17 protein-coding genes are annotated in these 22,606 nt (G+C 37.0%); 8 read left to right on the forward strand and 9 right to left on the reverse strand.

The genetic code is table 11. From position 1 onward, the window contains the following. Window positions 1–202 precede the first annotated feature (202 nt). The 6 genes from QP953_RS23970 (at window position 203) to QP953_RS23995 (ending at window position 11,156) form a co-directional block, all read left to right on the forward strand. Window positions 203–2,899: a D-alanine--D-alanine ligase gene (locus QP953_RS23970; protein WP_309553189.1), complete on the forward strand. Its 2,697-nt coding sequence runs from the start codon at window positions 203–205 to the stop codon at window positions 2,897–2,899. Between the two features lie 19 nt (window positions 2,900–2,918). After that, window positions 2,919–3,830: a PASTA domain-containing protein gene (locus QP953_RS23975; RefSeq protein ID WP_309553190.1), complete on the forward strand. Its 912-nt coding sequence runs from the start codon at window positions 2,919–2,921 to the stop codon at window positions 3,828–3,830. Window positions 3,831–3,846: 16 nt separating this feature from the next. Next, a complete protein-coding gene (locus tag QP953_RS23980) occupies window positions 3,847–4,308 on the forward strand; it encodes an RNA methyltransferase (protein ID WP_309553191.1) in 462 nt (153 codons plus the stop codon). Window positions 4,309–4,533: 225 nt separating this feature from the next. After that, the gene (gene bla, locus QP953_RS23985; RefSeq protein ID WP_309553192.1) at window positions 4,534–5,340 is read left to right on the forward strand and encodes a class A beta-lactamase, subclass A2; all 807 of its coding nucleotides are present in this window, start codon (window positions 4,534–4,536) and stop codon (window positions 5,338–5,340) included. Window positions 5,341–5,500: 160 nt separating this feature from the next. Beyond that, complete coding sequence (locus tag QP953_RS23990) at window positions 5,501–9,532, forward strand: LamG-like jellyroll fold domain-containing protein (RefSeq protein ID WP_309553193.1); 4,032 nt, start codon at window positions 5,501–5,503, stop codon at window positions 9,530–9,532. A gap of 157 nt (window positions 9,533–9,689) precedes the next feature. After that, window positions 9,690–11,156: a hypothetical protein gene (locus QP953_RS23995; protein ID WP_309553194.1), complete on the forward strand. Its 1,467-nt coding sequence runs from the start codon at window positions 9,690–9,692 to the stop codon at window positions 11,154–11,156. Window positions 11,157–11,175: 19 nt separating this feature from the next. Here QP953_RS23995 and QP953_RS24000 read toward each other — a convergent pair whose 3' ends face one another. The 7 genes from QP953_RS24000 to QP953_RS24030 all read right to left on the reverse strand — a co-directional run bounded on the left by QP953_RS24000 (window position 11,176) and on the right by QP953_RS24030 (window position 18,592). Continuing rightward, window positions 11,176–12,696, reverse strand: coding sequence for an FAD-dependent oxidoreductase (locus QP953_RS24000; RefSeq protein WP_309553195.1), 1,521 nt, complete (start codon window positions 12,694–12,696; stop codon window positions 11,176–11,178). A gap of 4 nt (window positions 12,697–12,700) precedes the next feature. Further along, window positions 12,701–13,786 carry a hypothetical protein gene (locus QP953_RS24005; RefSeq protein WP_052592798.1) on the reverse strand — a complete coding sequence of 362 codons (1,086 nt, stop codon included), beginning with the start codon at window positions 13,784–13,786 and terminating at the stop codon, window positions 12,701–12,703. 2 nt (window positions 13,787–13,788) lie between these two features. Continuing rightward, entirely contained in the window at window positions 13,789–15,345 is a 1,557-nt protein-coding gene (locus tag QP953_RS24010; protein WP_052592796.1) for a polyamine aminopropyltransferase, read from the reverse strand. A 21-nt stretch (window positions 15,346–15,366) separates the two neighbouring features. Beyond that, window positions 15,367–16,227, reverse strand: coding sequence for a DUF350 domain-containing protein (locus tag QP953_RS24015; RefSeq protein WP_052592794.1), 861 nt, complete (start codon window positions 16,225–16,227; stop codon window positions 15,367–15,369). A 122-nt stretch (window positions 16,228–16,349) separates the two neighbouring features. Then, a complete protein-coding gene (locus QP953_RS24020; RefSeq protein ID WP_309553196.1) occupies window positions 16,350–17,210 on the reverse strand; it encodes a hypothetical protein in 861 nt (286 codons plus the stop codon). A gap of 122 nt (window positions 17,211–17,332) precedes the next feature. Beyond that, on the reverse strand, window positions 17,333–18,031 hold the full coding sequence (locus tag QP953_RS24025; RefSeq protein ID WP_156039634.1) for a hypothetical protein: 699 nt from the start codon (window positions 18,029–18,031) through the stop codon (window positions 17,333–17,335). A gap of 18 nt (window positions 18,032–18,049) precedes the next feature. Next, window positions 18,050–18,592, reverse strand: a complete 543-nt coding sequence (locus QP953_RS24030; protein ID WP_052592791.1) for a DUF4178 domain-containing protein — start codon at window positions 18,590–18,592, stop codon at window positions 18,050–18,052. Between the two features lie 174 nt (window positions 18,593–18,766). Here QP953_RS24030 and QP953_RS24035 point away from each other — a divergent pair, with 174 nt between their 5' ends. Together QP953_RS24035 and QP953_RS24040 are read left to right on the forward strand one after the other, a co-directional pair. Beyond that, a complete protein-coding gene (locus QP953_RS24035) occupies window positions 18,767–19,552 on the forward strand; it encodes a hypothetical protein (RefSeq protein ID WP_309553197.1) in 786 nt (261 codons plus the stop codon). Window positions 19,553–19,610: 58 nt separating this feature from the next. Continuing rightward, a complete protein-coding gene (locus tag QP953_RS24040; protein ID WP_309553198.1) occupies window positions 19,611–20,414 on the forward strand; it encodes an alpha/beta fold hydrolase in 804 nt (267 codons plus the stop codon). A 78-nt stretch (window positions 20,415–20,492) separates the two neighbouring features. On the opposite strand, the gene QP953_RS28650 is transcribed toward QP953_RS24040, so the two are convergent. Together QP953_RS28650 and QP953_RS24050 are read right to left on the reverse strand one after the other, a co-directional pair. Further along, on the reverse strand, window positions 20,493–20,651 hold the full coding sequence (locus QP953_RS28650; RefSeq protein ID WP_408913551.1) for a PhnA domain-containing protein: 159 nt from the start codon (window positions 20,649–20,651) through the stop codon (window positions 20,493–20,495). Window positions 20,652–21,027: 376 nt separating this feature from the next. After that, on the reverse strand, window positions 21,028–22,566 hold the full coding sequence (locus tag QP953_RS24050; protein ID WP_052592785.1) for a hypothetical protein: 1,539 nt from the start codon (window positions 22,564–22,566) through the stop codon (window positions 21,028–21,030). Window positions 22,567–22,606: the final 40 nt, after the last annotated feature.

A 22,606-nucleotide genomic window follows, 5' to 3' on the forward strand; every position in this document is an offset into this window, starting at 1 on the left:
TCGTTGTCTAAGCCTTTTTTATGTAAGTACAAAAATAAACTGTAATTTTACAGCCTAACCTACTATCTATTTTGTGATAGTATTTAGCTACGCTGCTACTGCGTGGGCATTGATTATTACTTTATGAACGCACGATTAAGGGAAAAAATCAATCAATTATTTTTTTAGATTTACTTATCTCAAAAATTTAAGCATACAAACAATGCGTATCGGTATTTTTTTTGGAGGGACATCCAGAGAGCGAGAAATTTCCTTTGCAGGAGGTAGAACAGTTTATGACAATTTGAATAAAAGTTTGTTCACTCCCGTTCCTATTTTTGTTGATAGTCTGGGAAATTTTATTTTACTCAATTGGCAATTTTTGTACAAAGGCACCATTAGAGATTTCTACCCTCCTGCCGCCTATCTTCCCGAAACCAAACATTCTTTTCAAGTATATATTGAGAGTTTACAAAATTTAGAAGAAGCACAACTGCAAGAATTAATCGAACAAGTTGGGACACCTATTGCGGTAGATCAGCTTCCTGATTTAATTGACTTTGCCTTCTTGGCTTTACATGGAAATCTAGGTGAAGATGGTCAGATCCAAGGGCTATTAGAATGCCTTCGCCTACCCTATTCTGGTTCAGGTATTCGAGCTAGCAGTATTGGCATGGACAAATCCTACCAAAAGAAATTGATGGATGCCAGTGGATTTAACATGCCAAAAATGGAAATTGTCAAACGCAATCAATGGCTCAAAGGCTGCTCAAAAGATTGGAAAGCAAGCGTTGTCCAACAAATTGGATTGCCAATGGTTGTTCGTCCAGCCAATCAAGGTTCCTCTATTGGAGTACGCATTATTAACCAAATCGAGGATATTGAGCCTGCTGTCAATGCTGCTTTTTTTGTAGAAACGATTACTGCTGAGCAATGGAATGCATGGGCTGCTGCCTCAAAAGTTGATTTTCTTAAAACGCTAACAGATATACGGACAGGAATAGGTTTTCCTTTACAAATTATGGAGACCCAAACGATCCTATATCACCCTGAGGCTCTACTAGCCTTCTTAGAATCCTATTTCACACAACATTCTGTTGTTCATTTACAAGGTGATAATTCAGAACATACGGTGGTATTGGAAGAATTTATTCACGGTAGAGAATTTTCTTGTGTTGTTATTCGAGGCGAAGAGAACGAAGCTATTGCCTTGCCTCCTACCGAAATTTTAAAAGGTAAAGAAATTTTTGATTACCGTTCTAAGTATTTAGCTGGATTATCTAGAAAGCTAACGCCTATTGATTTACCAGAAGCCACGATTCAATCCATTCGCCAAGAATGCGAACGATTGTTTGATTATTTGGAGTTTAACACCTATGCCCGTATTGATGGTTTTATTCAAGAAGATGGCCGCATTTTTCTAAATGATCCCAACACAACTTCAGGGATGTTGCCTTCCTCTTTTTTCTTTCATCAAGCAGCAGAAATTGGTCTAAATCCATCTCAATTTTTAACTTATATCATTCGTACTTCTTTAGTCGAACGCATACAAACAAGCACACAATTGGGGCTGTATGAAGATTTGTTGGACCAATTGGACGCTCAACTTAAAGAACAACAGCAAAACCTATCTAAGCGAGAAAAAATAGGCGTTTTTCTAGGTGGTTATTCTTCCGAAAGACACATTTCGGTTGAAAGTGGGCGCAATATTTACGAAAAACTAGCTAGCTCTGACCGCTATGAACCCATTCCAATTTTTGTTACAGGAAATCGCCAAGCACATCAATTATACCATATTCCTATCAATTTATTGCTAAAGGATAATGCCGACGATATTCGAGATAAAATTGCAGCCTATACAACACACCCCATTATTCTCAACATACAGCAAGCTTGTCATGCGATTATAAAACGATACACTCAAGAACCTCCTATTTTTTCACCTCGTTTGGTTCAATATGAACAATTAGGTAAAGAGGTAGATGGTGTTTTTATCGCCTTGCATGGTCGCCCAGGAGAAGATGGAGAAGTTCAACAATACTTGCAAGAGCAGCACATTCCTTTTAATGGTTCGTTGGCTAGTTCGGCACAAGTTACCATTAACAAATACGATACCCTGCAATTGCTAAAAAAGCATGGTTTGTCGGTAACAGATCAATTACTAATCAACAAAAAAGAATTCTTAGAAAATCCTCTAGCTACAATTAGTAATATTGAAAAAGTACTAACCTATCCTATTATTGGTAAACCAGTAGATGATGGCTGTAGTTCGGCTGTTAAATTGATTAAGTCCGCCACGGAGTTGGATGCTTTTTTAAAAGCCCTCTTCCGTGACAAAGAATTCATCAATCCTCACCCTGCTAAAATTTTGGGTTTAAAACCCAAGGAAGAGTTTCCCCAAAAAGAAGTTGCTTTGTTGGAAGCTTTTATTGAGAAAAAAGATGCGGTTCATTTTCTGGAAATTACAGGTGGATTACTAACTAAGTACGACGCTAAAGGCAATTTGGTTTATGAAATTTTTGAACCTTCCGAAGCTTTGGCAACAGGCGAAGTGCTGTCTTTGGAAGAGAAATTTTTAGCTGGTGAAGGTCAAAATATCACTCCTGCCCGATTTGTTCCTGCTCATTTGCCTTATAAACACGAGTACATTTCTAAACAAGTTCGTGCTACCTTACAAAAAGCAGCGGAAATACTAAATGTGACTGGTTATGCCCGCATTGATGCTTTTGTTCGCATTTTTGAAGATGGAACGGCTGAAACAATTGTTATTGAGGTTAATTCACTACCAGGTATGACTCCTGCTACGTGTATTTTCCATCAATGCGCTATTAATGGTTACAAACCATATGACTTTATTCATCAAATTCTAAATTTTGGTATTCAACGCAACCAACAGCTAGTTAATACTTACAGTAAATAGTAGAAAAGAAACATAAATTATGAGTAAAATACGTACCTTTTTTAGTGACTTGTGGTATCTCCGCAAAACCCTGCTACTCAACATCCTTGGTGTCATAGTATTAACATTTGTATTGGTTCAGGTGTTAATGTGGTCGCTGAGTTTCTATACTTTGCACGGTGAATCTATTGAAGTTCCCGACTTGGTTAATATGAAGTTGAACGAAGCTGAAAAATTATTAGCTACAAGAAAATTAGATTTTGTAATAACAGACTCTATCTGTAAAGGAAATAGTAGTGGCGGCATTATTAAAGAGCAAAATCCACGTCCTTCTTTCCGTGTAAAAGAAAGTAGAAAAATTTACTTGACAATTACCAGACATTCGGACTGTACAGTTAATTTGTACTACAACCAATTAATCGGTCGACCTAGAGAATATGTTGTCCGCCAACTACAACGAAGCAATCTAAAAGTAGGCAAACTAACTTATAAACCTGGTGGAAAAGCAGAAAACACAGTTGTGGAAGCCTACGTAGATGGTGTTCCTTTGTTTATCGAAGCCGATCCCAATGCAGGAGAAAAACCACCTACAGAACCTAAAAAAATACCTCAAAATGCTGTTGTAGATTTAGTTTTATTAGAAGGTGTTGATGCTTTGCCTCAATATATTCCTAATTTAATTTGTGATACTTATGGGGTTGCTGAGTTTACGATCAAAGGAAGTCAATTCAACTTAGGAACGGTTCACATTCAAGGTGTTGTTAACGATACTTTAGCTGCTTGGGTTTGGAAACAAAGTCCGTCGGCAGGAGAGAATGCAACCATGGGTTCAGGTATTGATCTTTGGTTAATGAGTGAATTTCCAGAGGGGTGCAAAGAGGAAGATCCCCTTCCTATAGACGAAGATGACTTGGGAGATGATGCTCTTTATGAAGAAGAAGGCAATGATTAAATAAAGACACATAACAATGAAACGAAAATGGGATGCTAGCGAGGAACGTTATTTTGGTATTGGTATCTACCAACCCAAAACAGCAGAAAATATTGGTTCTCTATGGAGAACGGCGCATATTTTTAACGCTAGTTTCATTTTTATTATTGAAGAAAAGTACAAAAAACAAAGTTCCGATGTCCTAAAAGTTTGGTCTAAAATTCCACTCTTTCAGTATAAGACATTAGATGCATTTTTGGATAGCATCCCCTATAGTTGTAAGCTAGTTGGGGTTGAAATGGATGCCAAGGCACAAGCAATTAAATCATACCAACATCCTCCAAGAGCCATCTACATTTTAGGTTCTGAAGATAACGGGCTTCCCCACCAACTAAAACAAAGATGTCATGATTTAGTACAACTCCCTGGCGATCATTCTCTAAATGTTGCCGTTGCTGGTAGCATTACAATTTTTGATAGAGTCAACAAACTAGAGTGATCATAACTTAACGCTATGAAACCAATCTACTAGTGTCTGAAATTGCCTGTTCCTCTAGATTCGATTATAAAACCCAATAACTACTTTTACAATAGTTAGCTGCGCTGCTACTACGTGGTCGTTGAAAAACTTTATTTATGATGGTCAAAATAATTTATCCTTCTACTAACCTTAAGTGTCACAAAAGCTCAATCTATTGAAACGTTACGAGAGAAGATAACAACGGTGATTGAAAACAAGTCGGCTACGGTTGGCGTTGCCATACAAGGCAGTAATTCCAACGATAGTATGTCGATCAATGGTCATCAACATTTACCCATGCAAAGTGTCTTTAAATATCATTTAGCTTTAGCTGTTCTTCACCAAGTTGACAAAGGGAAACTTCGCCTAAACAAAAAGATTGTTATTAGAAAAAAAGACATTCAAGCGTACAGCCACTTATGGAGTCCATTGCGTAAAAAGTATCCCAATGGTGCTAGAGTCAGTATAGCCGAATTACTCCAATATACGGTTGCTTTAAGTGATAATCTAGGCTGTGACATATTGTTCAAACTGATAGGAGGCACATCGGTTGTACAATCCTTTTTACATAAAATTGGTATCAAAGATATTGCCATTCATCACAATGAAATGGTCATGCAATCAGAATGGGAAAAGCAATACGACAATTGGACAACAGCCAAGGCGGCCAATCAAGTTTTAGAATTATTCTTTGAAAATAAAAACAACTTATTGAGTGCTCAAAGCCACCGTTTTTTGTTGGAAACCCTAAAAGGTACTAAAACAGGGAAAAAGAGTATTCGTGGGTTGCTGCCCCAAGCAACTATCGTGGCACACAAAACAGGGCACTCTGGCAAAAACAAGGATGGTTTAACAGGAGCATTGAATGATATTGGCATTGTCTTTTTATCAGACAATTCTTATTTTTATATAAGCATTTTGGTAAGTGATTCTATGGAAGAGGATAATGTTAACCAACAAATTATCGCAGAAATAGCTAAGCTTACTTGGGATTATTTTAATCAACCATAACAATTACTGCTCATAATATAAGCTATCCAATACACTATTTGTTATAGATCCATACCCTTTATTAGCTCAATAAGCCATGACCAAAGATGACACAATAAGCATACTTCTATAATGATTTATTCTTATTTTGTTTTTCTATTGATAATCAAAGGTTAGAATTATGCAAAAATGGCTGCTTATATATTGTTTATTCTTTTCGATTGGAGCTGTTGCTCAAAATTTACAAACTCCCTATCCTTTGACGGATACCACAGTACCCAGTTGGGTTACCATGATGTACGCTCCTAATCCCAACCTTAGTGCCGTACAAGTAGCTTTTGAACGTTATTATCAAAATCATCCTTTCCAAAAGAACAGCCATACACAATATTACAAACGCTGGCAACGTCACTTTGCGCGCTACCCGCATTGGGGAGGAATGAATCCTACAGAACAACGGCATTATCAACAAAAACAAGCCGAGTATTATCAAAAATCGTTGCAATTAAAACAACAACGCAGTCCTACTTCTAGCTGGCAATGTTTGGGACCCTTTGATTTTGATAAAACCGCTGCTAGTACGTCTTATGCTTGTGGGGCAGCTCATGTTTATACTGTAGAAAAATCAAAGAGTAACAGCAACGTGCTTTATGCAGGCACAGCAACAGCAGGCGTTTGGAAAAGTACAGACAATGGCAAAAACTGGTCTTTAACAACCCCCAATTTGCCCGTTAGCAGTGTAAGGGCTTTAGAGATTAGCTTTAATGACCCACAAATTGTCTACTTTGCGTCTGACTTGGATGGGAAAGTATACAAAACCAACAATGGCGGTCTTTCTTGGAGTATAACAGGCGGGACCGCTTTTAATAGCCTACAGCATGCTTGTACCGATATGGTCATGCACCCTACGTTTAGCAATGTACTTCTTTTAGCCTCCAATCAGGGCTTGTACCGTACCAATAATAGTGGTGCTACTTGGACGTTGATACAAGCAGGTAACTTTCAAGAAATAGAATTTCATCCACACTTGCCACATATTGTTTATGCTGTCAAACAAGTTAGCAACCGAACAGAGTTTTACAAATCTATTGACAATGGGCTCACTTTTACTCAAAAGCCGACAGGTTGGCCTGTTCCCGCTGTACTAGGTGATCAACGCCGTACAGAAATAGCAGTATCGCCCAACGATTCGAATAAAGTCTATGCGGTTTTGACTGGTCAAGTAGGTTTTGCTAGTGGATTGCACTCCATGTTGGTGAGTAATGATGCGGGTGAAAGTTGGTCTAGTATCTGCTGTGGGGCTGCGCTCTTGAATTTTCCGAGTGCCTCCAATCCTAATCTAATGCACTGGTCGGATGATGGTCTTGGAAATGGGGGGCAATATTACTATGATTTGGCACTAGCTGCCGCTCCTAACGATGCTGATTCAGTATTAGTCGGTGGTGTCAATTTGTGGTTCTCCAGCGATGGTGCCAATACGTTTTCTTGTCCTGCTCAGTGGGATCATTCTTACAAAGATAATTACGTTCATGCTGACATCCATGATATTCGCATATACGATCACGAAATTTGGATAGCTTGTGATGGGGGCATTTTTTATTCGGATGATAATGGTGCTCATTTTCAACGTCGAATGAAGGGAATTGAAGGAACTGATTTTTGGGGCTTTGGGACAGGTTTTCAAGATGGCGAAGTCATGCTAGGAGGCACGTATCACAATGGCACCCTTTTGAAGGACAACCACGTTTATATAAACGATTGGCTTTCTACAGATGGAGGAGATAATTATCGTGGCTTTGTACACCCTATTCATACTCGTTTAACCTTTTCTGATTATGGCAAGAAGAGCTTATCTGGCAACCGATTAATTCCCAATACCACGACTCCAATGCCACATCTTCCTCATGCAGGAATTACAGTAGGTTTTTCGGGGAGTATTACCACTCATCCACAGATTTATAATACTATTTATAGTACAGAATTTTACAACCTTTGGAAATCAGAAAATAATGGTCTGACATGGGAAAAAATTTATGATTTTGGAGATGGCTTAATTACTTCTTTTGAAATTTCTTGGAGCAATCCTGACATTATGTATTTAAATTATCACCCTAGCCAGCCTAATGCTGATCGCCTCATTTATAAAAGTACGGATGGTGGTTATAGTTGGACAGACATCACTCCCCCCCCAAGCCTTATCCCTAACCATCGCTGGGTAACTTATGACTTGACTATTAGCGCTACAGATGCCAATACACTCTGGGCAGCTAGAATTTCTAAATATGAAGGAACACCTATTTTAGATGGAGAACAGGTTTATCAAACTACCGATGGTGGACTTACTTGGCAAAATAAGACAACTCCAGACTTAGACGGCGTGTATAGCACCAACATTGAGCATCAAAAGGGCAGTCAAGGAGGGCTGTATTTAGGCACACGGAACGCTGTTTATTACAAAAACGACAACTTGTCTAATTGGGTTTTGTTTAACAACAATTTGCCTTTAAGAACACATTCTGTGCAATTGGTTCCTTATTATAAAGCGGGTAAATTGCGCAACGGCACCAATCGTTCGGTTTATGAAGTTGATTTTTACGAAAACACACCTCCTGTAGCCCAAATTAGTGTCCATAAAAAGAACAGTGCTTGCCATCGAGATACCTTCTATTTTGCTAGTCATTCTACCGCTCGAAGTAATGCTAGCTATACTTGGCAATTTGAAAACGGACAACCCAGTAGTTCTACAGATGAAAACCCCAAGGTCGTTTTTGGTAACTCTGGTAGCTACAATGTAACCCTTACCGTTAGCGATGCTTGGGGAAGCGATACACAGGTTTTAACAGATTTTATTCACATTGCTAGTGCTTGTGAAAAAGATACCATCCCTGGCTATGCGCTGCAACTCAGTACTCCTAATGATTATGTTCAAACAGAGGCACTTCAGTTGACGACCAACCAAATGACTCTATCGGCATGGATTAAAGCCGACAACATTCAAAATCAATATACGGGTATTATTGCCCATAGCAATGATAGTTTTCCTGCTGGGCTACTATTTGGCAACAACAATGAACTCATCTTTCAATGGCCAGGGGCTCAATGGACGTGGAACAGTGGTTTGTTTGTTCCTACGAACGAATGGGCACATGTTGCTTTGGTGATTAGTCCTGATTCAGCAAGGGTCTACTTAAATGGAGTTCCCAGTACTTATGCCGCCAACATGGGGCTTCTTCATTGGAAAGGGGGCATCACTATTGGGCGCTATGCCAATTGGATTAGCCGTACCTTCAAAGGCAAAATTGATGAAGTCTGTATTTGGGACATTGCCTTGAGCCAAGATGCCATTCGAGCAAGTCAACACCTAACCAAATATACTGTCGATCAGCCCAATCTAATTCATTATTATCAGTTCAATGCTTTAGCACCCTTGGTACAAGATAGAAGTGGTTTACTGCACGGAACATTTTTGGGTACAGCTAGCCGAGTGCTATCTACTGCTCCTGTTGGTGGGGGACGTAGTGAAAAAATAGAAGTCAACAACAGTGGTCTTTTTGTTAGCACTACAACACAGTTGTGTTTTGCTACCCCTTCTTCTGGCATTTATTCAGATGGAACGTTGGTTTTAAATCGTCTCAATGTTGCTCCTGACCAAATCCCTGCCAACAACTTGGTCACGGGTGGTTATTGGATTATTAATAATTATGGTCATAATACCCAATTTACGGCATTAGACAGTATTCTATTTAAAACACTTACACCTATTCCTTTCGCTCCTAATGATTATACCTTATACCAACGTTCGGCTAGAGCAGATGGTGCAACCTGGGGAGTTGTGCTAGATACTTGTGATGCCATCCAACAACAAGAATTCAGTTTCTCAAATCATTTGGCGTTAACAACTTGGGGACAATTGGTCATCACAGTAGACAGTGTGACAATAGTCACTGCACCTAGGGTTGAAAAAGAGTATTTGCCCAATCCTGTTACTGTCTTTCCAAATCCCATTGGCAAGGAACAACTATTGCATATCCAAACACAGGCTTCAGCAACCTATCAAGTTAGTATCTATAATTTAGAAGGTCAAAAAATAGCAACTTACTCTTTTGAAGGTAATTCTACTCAAGTACAATTGCCAGCATTGACACAAGGAATATATGCCTACCGAATTGCTTCTTCTGAGATAATTTACAATGGTTTGTTTCGATATCAGTAATCTAATGTGTTTATTTGTTTTCTACTTCGTCAAAGGATTGTTCTATCCATTTATTTTTTATTGACAACCTAATCGCACCAAATCAACACAAAAACGTAGAAAATAATCTTATTCATAGGCATTATCGTGCATTAAAAATGTTTAACAAAGGAGAGCAATGCATCAAAACAATTCTAACCAAACACTACGATACTTCATTATACTAGTTATTATAATTGATTTAATAGCCAGTTATTTTTGTTTTCTCCAAACACCACTATTAGGAGACTTAGCCAATATGGTTCTTCCATCAGAAGAATATGCCCCTGTTTTGTCTGACCCTTTAGGCTTCAAAATGCTATCTAGTGGAGAAACACATACTGGTCCCAATCGTTTCTTTTTGCATTGGTTTTCATACCTTTACTTTAATCATTTTCCTTTATTTTTACAAAATTTCATTCATCCAGTTGATAGTGTTTATGTCTCTTGTGCTATCCACAAATTATTCACTCACATTGGGATTACGTATATTTTAACTAGTTGGGTGACTCCCAGAATACCTTTTTTCCACGAAAGATTTTTATTTATTTTTGCTTTACTTGGCTCCCTGTCTTTGGCTTCTCCTTATGGCTTCCTATTTCCAATGAGAGTCATAGACCAATCCATTATCTATACCTTTGCCTATGCTTTTTCTTTGTTAGCCTTGCTAGCCTATATGCACCCCTTTGTTAAAATGTATTGTCAAACGCGTCCCCTTGAATTCAAATGGTGGGAACACCTCCTTTTAATAACGTTATCTTTTGTTGTTATTTTTAATGGTCCAATCAACGCTCCTACCGCTATCTTAATTAGTTCTTTAGCCTTATTGGGTTTGTGGTGGCATAATTTTAAGCAACAACCTGGGTACGGTGTCACTCATTTTGTCAAAGCTATCTCATTAATTCCACGCCCTATTTTATTTCATTTTGGATGGATCATCTTACTTGGGCTATACTCGTTTTACTTAGGAACATTTAACACTGAGAATCCAACAGCACTTCCTAGTATCTTAGAGCGATTTGATTTGTTAGCTGCGGGCATCTTTAAGATTTTATTTTTAGTAAAAACAACACCTCTAACCATTGTAATATTGACAACCATTGCCCTCTATTTTTTACACCGTTATCACCCATCGGATGCCTTAAAAAAGCTGCTAACGATTGCAAAATACATTATAATCTTCATTCTCATTTACACCGTATTGCTTCCTTTTGGCGGTTATCGAGGCTACCGCAATTTAATCATCCGATTTGACACGATGCTTCCGATTACATTTGGACTTTTTATTCTATTAGGAGCTACTGCTAATTTATTGCTCCAATCACTTTCCAAATCTTCTGCTCAAAAACTTAAAACAGCCATTCTAGCCGTTGTTACATTGGTTACTATAATCGATTCCTTGTCCCTTTATCCTGTTCGTAATAGTTGTGAACGAAGCACCTTATTTCAACTATCAGAGGCTACCGAGGAACCTGTTTTAATTCCTGATTGCAGCATCTTATCTTGGGAACCAATTCCTCCTCATCAATACATATCTCCACAGTCCAAAATGTTGCATCGTTGGAACATTACTCAAAAGCCTTTGATTTATTATCATCCAAATTAAATACTTTGAGCACCTTACACTACCCTTTTAACAAACGAGCAGCTTGCAAGCCAGAATTAGCGGCTTCAAAAAACAAAGGCAAGTGCCCAGCATCGACTCCAGCATAGGCAATTCCTGTATCCCTAGCATTGGCATTATGGTTTTGAAGCAAAAAGTGAGGTTTTGGAATCGGCATGGCATGTCCCATTGCTTTTATGTAAACTTTTTCAATATCCTGTCGAATCGACTGTTGCAGCACCTCTTCTATAGCAACAATACTTTGTTCTACCAACGAGGGAGCCATTTGTTCTATGTTTAATAACTCCTTTCGTTGTTCCGTTGGCAAACAATAATAAGCTGTTAAAGTTCTTCTAGTCGTCAAGGGTTGGTACTGTGCCCCCGAATCGACAAAGCCCATAAAAGCTTGTTCTCCTGAGAGGTATTCATTCTGCCAATAAACAGGCGTTGTAACGGCTTTATTCAGCACAATATTGACAACAATCCAAGGGGCATACGTTGTCTGTTGAAACAAAGGATAAGCTTCTGGGTAGATGTATTTTAAAGCGTGTTTGTGTGCTGCATAGACAATCTTTGAAGTTTTGATGGTGACAATCTTTTTTTGTTTGACATCTATAACGTTCACACTAAAGCCTGTTGAGGAACGCTCTATTTGCTTTACCAAGCGATTGGTTAATAAGCGTTCTTGTGGAATTTTTCGAATAAATTGTTGAGCAAAATAAGCATTGCCTTGCGGTGGAGAAAAAAGTTCTGGATTCCCATCAAAATACGATCGACAGGTATAATAATGTACTCCAGCCAACGCAGAAACAACCTCAGAAGTAGCTCCCCAATCATCTAACATAGCATAATCTATGGCTTGCACAAAAGCATCATCTAAGGTAAGATGCTGTTCCAAAAACTCCTTGAAAGTAAGTTGGTTTAAATAATGAAACTCTCTTGATATGGAAGTGGTAGGCATGGGCATCTGACCAACAAAAGGACGCAATAAGGCTTCAAAACTTTCTTTGAGCTTTCCTTCTGGCAATACATCTGCCCTAAAAATACCTTGATCAAAGCTTTGACTTGCTTTCTTGGGTTGAATCAGGAATTGTTTGTCTACAAAAACCCATTCTTCTTTTTGGTAATTATAATCAATAATATCCAAGTCAAATAAAGCCTCCAACAAGTCTTTTCCATAATACTTTGGATAAGCCAAGTCATAATGTGCACCTTGAGAAAAGTATTGATCTTGGTGCGTATTGGCGGAAGAGCTTCCTCCCAAATAATCCGATAATTCACAGAGTAAAAAGTCTTCGTTCTTTAATTCATAAGCGGCACTCAACCCTGCAATACCTCCTCCAACTATCAAATAAGAAGTTTCTAAGGTTTCTCCTTGAGGATAATCCTTGCTTTCCCAAAGCAAATGTCCGACTCCTGCATCGGATAAAATTTCAATATCAAAATCATTTTCAGTCGTTCCTTGCGTCCAATCATTCAAAAACTTAACCAAGATAGGGCTTAATGCCAAAGCTCCAAATTTTACAAACTCACGTCGATTCATACTGCTATTTTGATCCATTTTTAAATATCTGTCTGACATAGGGGTTCGACTCGTTTGATTTCCAAATAAACCCATCAATGATATAGTGGGTCAATTGTGGCAATGCTAAACAACCAATACCAATAGCTTGGGCTAAAGGACTTTGCAACAAGTCAAATGGGTAAGCAATGACAGCACCAAAAAAGTATCCTCGATCTCCATAAATAAGCATATCCCAAAAATACTCTTCTAGCCAGCCCAAGAAAAAAACGACAGGCAAAATAGCCGCCGCCACTCGATATGCTGTTGTTAATCCATCTCCTTTTATTCCTTTTTTTTGGTATTGATAATAAATTATCAAGGTCAAATAAGGTATGCCATGTGCAACCACATTGGTAACGGTAAATGCCAAATCTGAATTAAAATAGACAATTCCCACATACCAATTAATAGCCGTTGTCAACATCCATAGAATTTTCCCTGTATTGACTTTGTGAGAACGTTGCCATTCTTCGACCGTCCAAGCTATGATAATCAACCAATACAAAATGTTTAAAGGTTGAAAAAAAAGCACCCAAAATCGAGAAGAAATATCAAATAAAGACCGAAGGTTAATAAAATCATTTGTTACAAACCAACTAAAATAAAGCCCTTCGGCAAAATGCCAATAAACAACAGGGTACAGTGTTGCTAAGTACAACACCCATTTATCTTGAAAGATTTTTTTGATTCCAAAATCTTGTGCCTTCATCTTATACAATGCCAAAAATCCGTATTGTTGCTTTACAAAATGAAACAAAGCCAAGTAAGCCAATAATCGCCAAAACCAAAAGGTGGAAATAAAAGCAATCGTTGCAACAACAACAAAACTAATTAAGGGAGCCACCATCAACAACGTTTTGTGTTCTCTAAATTCTTCTTTGTCTAAATAGGTTCTAAAAATGGTACTCCACACATGTCCCACATCAATACACAAAACAAATAGCACCCAAACCCAAAGTGGAATATCTGCTTGCAAATATTCTGAAGGCAAATTAAATAACACCATCCAACACAACCATATAGGGAGGTATAAGGCTGCTAAATCTATATGTTTGGAGAACAACCACATAATTAAAAATAATACGACCAGTTCCCTTCTGCATAGGTACGATACAAAACAGGATTATGAATGGTATTTACTTCCAAATCTGCCGTATCTACCTTTACCAAATCCCTTCCAAAAGAAGTCATCATTAACATACTTTCTTGGTTAATCCATCGAACATCAATTCCCTCAAACGTCAGCGTTTGTAGTTCTTTTTTTATAGCTTCCGAAGGCGGTTCTTTCATGGCAATCACCCAACCCCATTCTCCAAACGTATAAATATGGTTGTGGATAGGGACAACATTCATACCAGCTGCTTTGATTGTTTTTTCGATGGTTCTAAATGCTTTGGTGGTATAATAAGGGCTGGCAGCTTGAGTAATAAATACACCGTTGGGGCGTAATCTTTTTTTGCAAATTTGATAAAACTCTCGGGTATATAGTCGATTGACTTCTACACTTTTGGGATCAGGAAAATCGGCAATAATAACATCATAGAAAGCCTTGGTAGACTCTACATAATTAAAGGCATCCGCATTGATCACTTCCAACTTAGGTGAAAAATAAGCCGATTGATTCAGCTGCTTGAAGATAGGGTGATTCTTTCCAATCTCCGTCATTTCTGGATCCAAATCAACCAACACAATACGTTCAACATCTTTGTATTTTAATACCTCTCGTATGGCACAGCCATCCCCTGCTCCCATAATTAAGATATTTTTGTGCGACTTTGCCAATTGCATCGCTGGGTGCACCAATGGTTCGTGGTACATCCATTCATCAAAGGTACTTAGTTGTTTGCCTGTATTGAGGTACAACCAATAATCTCCTTGCCACTGGGTAACAGTAATTTTTTGATAAGGCGTTTGTTGGGTAAAGACTACTTTTTCTCGATAACGACTCTGTTCTCCAAACAAGACAATTGGCTCGGCTAGAAATAGTCCAATGGCTAAGATGGCACCAGTAATCGCAAAGCCGAATTGCAACCGCCCTTTTTTTTCGATAATAATGACTCTTCTTAGATAATAAAACAACAACAAAGCAACAAAGAAGTTGACTCCTCCAACAACAAAGGGCGTGTACGTTAAACCCAAGTAACGAATACCAATAAACGCAAAAAACAAGCCTCCAAATAAGCTGCCATAATAGTCTTTTTCCATTACACCAGAAATATTGGTACGCAATGGTTTGTAATCTTGATTGATTCGAGTTACCAAGGGAATTTCCATCCCAATCAACAGACCAATCACAATTGCCATTAAATACATGACCAACCAAATACTAGTAGTATAAGGCATAATTAGGTATGTAATAAGGGCACAAAGAGAAATTAAGATAGAAAGGATTAACTCTATAACTATAAATGTCTCTAATAGATTTTTCTTAAAATTTTGGCTAAAACGACTGCCCAGTCCCATTGAAAACAACATTAGAGAAAGTACGATCGTCCACTGAAAAACCGAGTCGCCCAAAAAGTAAGTTGCCAACGTTGCTAATACATACTCTGCTACAATTCCAGACAGCCCTGTTGCAAAAAGTGCGGTCATTAATATCAAAGAATGTCCCTTTTTCCGATCCTCCATTTTACTTCTATCAGCGATACCCTACAATGAAATAATAATTAATACAGAAGCACTAACATAAGCGAATGCTTCTACCAAGCCGACACCAAAATTAGGTTTTTCTTGATGAACCAATTCATCTGTAATACTTCTCTTAGGCAATAAAAGTTTGTCTGTCAAAAAACGAAAAACAGGAAACGCAATCATTGCGACTACGAGTTGGATGCCTATTGCAACAGCAGATTCTGCCCAATCGCTGTGCTCCGATTCTATTGCATAGCGTATAATATTAGCCATTCCAACTAAAAAACCTGCTAAGGCAACAGCAACAGCCGCATTGCCTGCATAGATTTTTGAAAACACATCATAGGGCATGATTTTATTGTAAACCATTGCCATAAAAATCACTAAAATTTGTGCTACCAACCAAAAAACTAAGGCAACAAAAATATGTTCCGACTCTACTGTTAGTACTCCATAAATAATTAAACCATTGGCAATAGAATTAGCAGATTCTACAATTCCAACAGCAACTGTTCCCTTTTCGACAATGCTTTTTTTCAATTCTAAGCCACCAAAAATAATTCTGTCGTTGATAATAATCGCTATATTCAACAGGACAATGGCTCCCAAACCAAATCCCATTGTAATTCCTATATCATGTATTAACGAATCGTGTTTGATACCAGACATAGAGCCACATATTGCCAACAACAATCCTACAAAATACCCCACATGAGTGACTGCAAATGCTAGATTATCTTTATCCACCATTTCTGCATCAACATCTACTCCTTTGTGTAGCAATTGATACAACAACTTTCCACTCAAAAATAAGAGAAACCCTACCAACATATAAATAAAAGGTTCTCCCCAATAACTGACTTCTAGATATTCTTTCATTTTTAATTCAATTTAACTGAACTTTTGCATAATCAAACCAATTTACTTTTTCTACTTCCCCTAATACTTTGATTTCAAAAATAAGTCTATTCTCTAACAATACTTTTTCTCTGCCCGCTTACTTATCGTTTGTTTTTTTTAAACTTACTTGGAATTTTTAGGTGCTTGTTGATATAAACCTCTCGTTCTTCTTTAGGTATGGTTTTTAATTTCTTGTGCAAATCATCAATTTTTATCAATAAGGTCTTATTCTCAGATAAATCTTTCTTATATTTTATACTATACTTTTCTAGAGCATCAGAATAACCTGGCGTTTCAAGCTGTTGTTCTTCAATATAGGAAAACTTGACATAGCTCTTTAACAATTCTTTTTGAACTGATTGTATATAATCTTGAATACCTGCATGAAAATAGATGTATTCAGAAACATCTTTTTTAGCAATTAAAAATTCTTGTGGAAAATTGTTATCATTAAGATTTAAACCATAAATGAAATAAATCACAGAACTTAAACCTTTTAATTCTTCTATTTCAGAAAGCATCTTTTCATCATTCTTAAACATCTTTTTGAGATTCGCTTTTGTTATTGGCATCATCTCTCCATCAGATCCTTTTGACATTCTCATAATCGTTGACGTATATTCATGTCCACTACCTGAAGTTGCTGTTGACTCTGATCTGTAAGTATAGACCTCTCCTTTCTTGTATACTTCAAAAGGAAAATTTTTATCCCCAATTCTATAAACAAGATCTCCCCTCTTATAGCCCCACATGTTTTTTACATCTATATCAATTCTTATTTTTTTGCCATTAATTTTCACATCCATGCAAAAATCAGTAGCGATATGGCCTATTGATAAAATTTCACATTCTTGGAGTCTATCATTTAAGTAGTCATTATGATTCTTATAATAGCCATCTTGTGCAATTAATAGTTGTGTCAAAAAGCAAAAGACTACGAATAGTATATGTTTTTTAAACATAATTTCAAATTAAATTTAATAAAGGTTATTCAAATTGGACTTTGGCATTTTGAGAATTTATGCAATTCTTGTTCACAACACCTTTGATAGGATAAAAGTACGCTTCCCAAGACAACGAGCAACTACTTTCCATATCCTCCTCCCCCTCTAGACCATCGTTTGTTATAAGTATTCGTACGATAGTGGTTGCTATACGTTCCATACCTACGCCGTCCTCCAGAGGTAATAATTCCGTAGTAAATAAATCCTCGATTGTAATAATTTCTAGCCTCTTTGTGGTCTTTTTGATAAATCTTACCTGCTGGAAGTTGTAGCAATTCTCGAATATTAGTGTATTTAGGATAAAAATACCAAAAATTAGTCGCCACATTGGCACCATTGTTAGACAACGAATCAGGCTGGCTTGTACCATCTCCCCAATAACCGTATCTAGGATTTCCGATGTAGTTGGTATAACCAGGTGGTCCTATTGTTCGAGCAATTTTTCCAGTACTATCTTTAGCCGCCATTTCCATACCTAAATTATTTTCATTCTGCTGAAAATAACTAGAAGGCACATTGTACCATTTGGTATCCTTGCCAACCACCTTACCATTTTCTTCTTTAATAACCCGATAACGATGTTTGTACGTCTTAGAAAAAACACCCTCTTGATCCATATCAAAGAGCAATATGGTAAACATTGGCTCCATCGACTCTTGTTCGATCAATAATCGAACGGGGTCTTCGGTTATATCAGCATTATTACAACTAAAGGGCAAGAGGTTTAAAAACAGAGAAACCAACATAAATAAGAACAAGATTCCACATCCTTTTCTCATACCACTCTTACGTGACCTTCAAGTACTCGCTAAGATGTTTGAAATTTCATGTTCTTTAAGGTACTCTCCAACATAACACTCTATCGAATTATCTTCCCATTTGGAAACATAAATAAACTTCGTATTGGCTGCATTAACATACTCCCAACTAGAAAAATTAGCCCAATCTTGTATCGCATCATCAGCAAACTGTCCTTTGGCAGACTCTTTCAACGAATACGTTTCTCCATTCCAAGTAATCCGTGTTAAAGGTTGCCCCATAGCAACACTAGAACGCAAACCGCTATCTATGTTATTAATATTCGCTTCTCTACTAAGTCCTAATAACAAACTATTGCTATCCGACACGTTCAAGAATCTTGTTTCTGAGCTTGATCTAATTTTATATTCTTTGGATGAATACCCTTTGTAGCGGTAAGTATAAGAAGCCAAAACCTCCCAACTTTCCATATTGTAATCCAGAAGAAACCCCGTTCCCAAATCATGCACACTGTAGTCAACTTTTATAGGCTCTTCTTCCTCTTTTTTTGTTTTAAATAAATTAAAAAACCAATCGAACATAGTTTTTAAAGATTTATAGTAAATAATCGTTCTTAAGAATTGATACTCGTAAATTGTATGATGTAAAATACAACAATACAATCATTTTAATAGAATTTTTGTTCCTTTGATTTTATAAAAATTATAAATTTACTATTGGCATCTCTATTCGCTAAATTGAAATATCATACCACTATGAAACGCATCCACCTATTTGAGTTTGAAGACTTTCACTGGTTTCCTAATTTTTTGAGAATGAGCATGACTCGTTACATCCTCACCATGCATCGATTGTTGGGATCGGCAGATGATGTAGCGCAACTACTTGCTCCTGTTTTAAAAAGAACGAGTACGCATCAAATTATAGACCTATGTTCAGGGGCAGGAGGACCAATGGAAGAGGTTAAACAAGTTTTAGAAACTCAATATGATTTTTCTAACTTGTCCTTAACTTTGACAGACCTCTACCCCAATACAGAAGTTGCAGCCCAAATTAATGCGCAAAAAGACCCGAACCTTAGTTACCTAACCGAGCCTGTAGATGCAACCAATGTTTCAAAAGGGAAAGAAGGTCTTCGCACCATGGTTTGTAGTATGCATCATATGCGTCCCGAAACAGCACAAAACATTCTTCGTGCTGCACAACAGGATCGACAGCCAATTTGTATTTATGAGATTAGTGACAATAGCCTGCCGTTTATTCTTTGGTGGTTAGCCATCCCTACAAGTTTCTTAATGGTCTTTTTTCTTACGCCATTTGTTCGACCTCTCAGTTTTCGACAAATCATTTTTACTTATTTAATTCCTTTACTTCCCATTTTTATTGCTTGGGATGGCGCCGTTTCTAACGCTAGAACCTACACCCTAGCCGATTGGGATGAAATTTTGGCACAATTACCTTCTGATAATTATACATGGAAAAAGGGCATTATAAAAGGAAAAGCAGGGAATAAAATGTATCTAATTGGTGAACCTGTTTAAAACACTTCTGCCAAAGACATCTAAAGCGCTACAAAACGACAAAAATAATAACGCTTCTATGAAATCACTCAAAAAGTTTATCAAAGCTACTTTAAAAACCCTTCTATTTTTATACCTAGTGATTTGTATTGGGTTGTATTTTTTTCAAGAAAAATTAATTTTCTTTCCTCGCCAGTTGCCTTCAAATTTTGAATTTTCTTTTCAACGTCCTTTTGAAGAAGTTCAAATTCCAGTTGATCCACCTGAGCAATTAAACGGGCTTTGGTTCAAACAAGACTCTTCTAAAGGACTCATCTTTTATTTGCATGGCAATGCAGGTGCCTTAAATGGCTGGGGGCGAATCGCTCCAATTTATTTGAATTTAGGCTATGATATTTTTCTATTAGATTATCGGGGTTTTGGTAAGAGTACAGGAAGCATTTACAGTGAGGCACAATTTTTTGGAGATGCCCAAAAAGCCTATGATTGGGCGAAGCAACAATATCCTTCAGAAAAAATTACCATCATAGGCTATTCCATTGGTACAGGAGTTGCTGCCTACTTGGCAGCTAACAACAAAGCACAACAATTAATTTTAAAAGCACCTTACTACAGTTTAGTAGACATGATGCAAGCATACTATGCCTTTATCCCTACCTTTTTGCTGAAATATCACTTTGAAACATACCGCTATTTGCCACAAATAACTGTTCCGATTAGCATTTTTCATGGAGACCAAGACCAAGTAATTCCCTTTAACTCATCCGTACGTCTCCAAAAACTTTTAAAACCTACCGACCAGTTTATAGCCCTCCCAAAAGCGGGGCACAATGGTATGAATTATCATCCTCAATACATCAATTTCCTAAAAACATTGCTCTAATAATTGCCCCTTTGGCTGTGTTAAAAGATCATTTGCGACCTATTGCATTTTAGAGATGCTTAGTCTTGATACAAACAATTATTTCTTTTTCAAAAACTCCGTTTTCAAGACAATTGTCTTTTTCCCTATTCGACACTCTACAGCATTATCATCTCCTGTTAGACGGATTCCCTTAATAACCGTTCCACGTTTTAAGTTTAGCGAAGCCCCTTTAACCTTCAAATCTTTAATAGGCATCACAGCATCTCCATCTCTCAAAACATTTCCATTGCTATCTCTTACATTTGCCTCATCATCCAGTTCATCAGCCGATTCTTGCTGTTTTTTACCTTGATTTTTATAATCATAATCGTAGTTGTAATCATAATCGTAGTCATAATCAAACTCTTCTTCGTTCTTATTTTTTCCCATTTTGCTTCTATTCTTTTTTAGTCTAAGTATTTTTTGAACGATTACTTATTATAATACTCCGTAAGCAGCTCCTTTGTGCTACTACGTTGCTTCAACCTAGCAATATTATTACCTATTATCAATTGTTTTGTCTAATAATTGGAATCATTCTTGGACTGCTAAAGATACTCTTATTCTAGCATAGAATTATCTTTTCTTCACTTTATTTTTGCGCTGCTTTCTCTCCTAAGCTTCTTTCTAAGACCTCTTCTAATGGAAGCTGCTTGGCTTTGCTTTCCACCCAAGCGACATAATTAAAGTGTTGCAGCAATTCTAATTCTTCTTTAGGTGCACTAGCAATATACTCTTCTAACTTAACCAAATACTTTTGAAATACTTTTGCCAGTTCTTCTTTTGAAACAACTTTCATCCCAGCTTTTAGCAAATTTAAGATAATACGCTCTACACCATACAAATCTTTCTTGCCCAACAAATTTCGGTACACAGAACGCAAGGTATATGGTAGCAACAATACTTCATCCTGTTCATACAAACAGATAAGTTTTAGTAGCAAAATAGCCGTTCTAAAAATAGGAATTCTCTGGATTTTCTCCAATTTTTCAATAGCAACCAACGCCTTATCATAAGCCCCTTTTACAACGTAAATATGAGCAGAATAGTGCAACAGCAAATGTGCTTGTACATACATATTAGTTACATGTTCATTCTGAGCAACAAACTCTTCTGCTAGTTCTGCATACTCCAACCCTTTTTCATAATTTAGCTGTCCAATACTAGTCTTTAGCAAGGCATTGTATTTAATGCTCGTCAACAAAACATGAACCGTAGACGCTTTGTTTTCTTTAATACACGCATCTATTTTTTCAATAACAAATGGTATATCTTCCCAATTCTCTGTCTCTATGGCATCTATAATAAAATTATTAATAGTAGTAATGTATGAAAATGGTGTTTGCTTTTCTAGCAAAGGGTATTCCTCATGCAATTCCATGCATTTTTTCATTTCATAAAATCCCTTTAGATAAGCTCCTTGTTGTCCGTATAATAGATTTTTTAAAGACAAGAAAGACCACTTTGCCATTGGACTTTTAGCCAAATCCAAAGAACAAAAGATATCTTTATTTAAAATGACTTCATTGCCATCCTTCATTCTAAGATAACGCCCTTTATTCATTTTGTTGCTCATAACATCTACGCGAATCTTATTGTAAAACAGTAGATTGCTAGCGACATCTATTGCCCATTGATTATTTTCTTCATAATTAATCGGCTCACTTTCCAAGACACGATGATGTACAATATGCCCCATCCTCATTTCCCAATCCGCAATAAAAGGAAGCAGTGTTGGATAACTTCCCTCGTAGACCAAATATTTTGTTTTCATCAACAGTTTATAGGCATCTTCATAAATTCCTTTTTTATAAAGCAAAAAAATCTGTTGTAGGTTATTTAAAATTTCAAACTCAGCATCTTGTTGATAGTAATTTTGTAGGACTCGGAGGATGTAGTTGTACAAGTAATTTTTGACGCGACTCCACTGTTTGACAATTGTCGTGTTTTTTAGTTTTTTCTTTAATTTTTCTTCGTCATATACTTCCTGTTTTTCGATTGCATTCAACAGTTTAGCATGGTTGCTTTTTGTTTCTCCTGATTTGTTTATGAATTGTTTTAAATATCTTTTTTCGCTGGTACTTAGAGAGTTTATGAGTTCTAATAAATTGCTTTTGGGTGTAATTGACATGGCAACTAATCTTTTAAAAATCAATTATTTATTTCAATTC

The sequence above is a fragment of the Aureispira sp. CCB-E genome (assembly GCF_031326345.1).
GTDB lineage: Bacteria > Bacteroidota > Bacteroidia > Chitinophagales > Saprospiraceae > Aureispira.

Excerpts from the sequence above, each read along its gene's own strand:
- QP953_RS23970 (WP_309553189.1), top strand. The coding sequence starts at position 203 with ATGCGTATCGGTATTTTTTTTGGAGGGACATCCAGAGAGCGAGAAATT.
- QP953_RS23975 (WP_309553190.1), top strand. The coding sequence starts at position 2,919 with ATGAGTAAAATACGTACCTTTTTTAGTGACTTGTGGTATCTCCGCAAA.
- QP953_RS23980 (WP_309553191.1), top strand. The coding sequence starts at position 3,847 with ATGAAACGAAAATGGGATGCTAGCGAGGAACGTTATTTTGGTATTGGT.
- QP953_RS23990 (WP_309553193.1), top strand. The coding sequence starts at position 5,501 with ATGCAAAAATGGCTGCTTATATATTGTTTATTCTTTTCGATTGGAGCT.
- QP953_RS23995 (WP_309553194.1), top strand. The coding sequence starts at position 9,690 with ATGCATCAAAACAATTCTAACCAAACACTACGATACTTCATTATACTA.
- QP953_RS24000 (WP_309553195.1), bottom strand. The coding sequence starts at position 12,696 with ATGAATCGACGTGAGTTTGTAAAATTTGGAGCTTTGGCATTAAGCCCT.
- QP953_RS24005 (WP_052592798.1), bottom strand. The coding sequence starts at position 13,786 with ATGTGGTTGTTCTCCAAACATATAGATTTAGCAGCCTTATACCTCCCT.
- QP953_RS24010 (WP_052592796.1), bottom strand. The coding sequence starts at position 15,345 with ATGGAGGATCGGAAAAAGGGACATTCTTTGATATTAATGACCGCACTT.
- QP953_RS24015 (WP_052592794.1), bottom strand. The coding sequence starts at position 16,227 with ATGAAAGAATATCTAGAAGTCAGTTATTGGGGAGAACCTTTTATTTAT.
- QP953_RS24020 (WP_309553196.1), bottom strand. The coding sequence starts at position 17,210 with ATGTTTAAAAAACATATACTATTCGTAGTCTTTTGCTTTTTGACACAA.
- QP953_RS24025 (WP_156039634.1), bottom strand. The coding sequence starts at position 18,031 with ATGAGAAAAGGATGTGGAATCTTGTTCTTATTTATGTTGGTTTCTCTG.
- QP953_RS24030 (WP_052592791.1), bottom strand. The coding sequence starts at position 18,592 with ATGTTCGATTGGTTTTTTAATTTATTTAAAACAAAAAAAGAGGAAGAA.
- QP953_RS24035 (WP_309553197.1), top strand. The coding sequence starts at position 18,767 with ATGAAACGCATCCACCTATTTGAGTTTGAAGACTTTCACTGGTTTCCT.
- QP953_RS24040 (WP_309553198.1), top strand. The coding sequence starts at position 19,611 with ATGAAATCACTCAAAAAGTTTATCAAAGCTACTTTAAAAACCCTTCTA.
- QP953_RS28650 (WP_408913551.1), bottom strand. The coding sequence starts at position 20,651 with ATGCCTATTAAAGATTTGAAGGTTAAAGGGGCTTCGCTAAACTTAAAA.
- QP953_RS24050 (WP_052592785.1), bottom strand. The coding sequence starts at position 22,566 with ATGTCAATTACACCCAAAAGCAATTTATTAGAACTCATAAACTCTCTA.